Origin of the sequence: Streptomyces naganishii JCM 4654 (assembly GCF_014650575.1) — a bacterium.
Taxonomy (GTDB): domain Bacteria; phylum Actinomycetota; class Actinomycetes; order Streptomycetales; family Streptomycetaceae; genus Streptomyces; species Streptomyces naganishii.
This window is the reverse complement of record NZ_BMVF01000071.1, coordinates 1-578: the sequence shown is the minus strand read 5'-3', so window position 1 is coordinate 578 and position 578 is coordinate 1. Positions and strand designations below refer to the sequence as shown.

Below are 578 nucleotides of genomic sequence, written 5' to 3'. Positions count from 1 at the left end.
CAGGTCGCCGATGCCGTCGCCGTTGCTGTCCTGGAAGGAGCGCACCAGGACCTCGTAGAAGACGGCACGTTTGAACCACTCCGGGTCGCGGTCCTTTGCGGGAGTGTCCTCGAAGGTGTCCGGAACGGGCTCATTGACGATCATATTGTGGGTGACCCTCCGATCTGCGGGTTGGACGGTCGCAGGACGGTGCTGTGCTCTCCCGGGGGACGGCCCCCGGACCCCAGGCCGACGGTGAAGACGTGCGCGGGCCTGCGGCCGGGTTCGAGACGCACATAGTTGGCCCTGCCCCAGTGGTAGGTCTCGCCGGTGAGCTCGTCGCGCACCGGCACCGACTCGTGCCATTCCAGGCCGAGTTGCGGCATGTCCAACGAGACCGTCGCCTCCTGGGTGTGGTGCGGGTCGAGGTTGGCGACCACCAGAACCGTGTTCGATCCGCTCCGCTTGGAGTACGCGATCACCGCGTCCTGGTCGGCGTGGTGGAAGTGCAGGTCGCGCAGTTGCTGAAGGGCCGGGCTGCGGCGGCGGATGTCGTTGAGGCGGGTGATGAGGGGGGCGATGGTGCGGCCCTCGCGTTC

1 protein-coding gene is annotated in these 578 nt (G+C 67.6%); it reads right to left on the bottom strand.

Annotated features, from left to right (window positions below):
* Positions 1–140: 140 nt before the first annotated feature.
* The coding region (locus tag IE217_RS34395) for an alpha-glucosidase C-terminal domain-containing protein (protein WP_190181884.1) at positions 141–578 on the bottom strand (438 nt) is incomplete at its 5' end.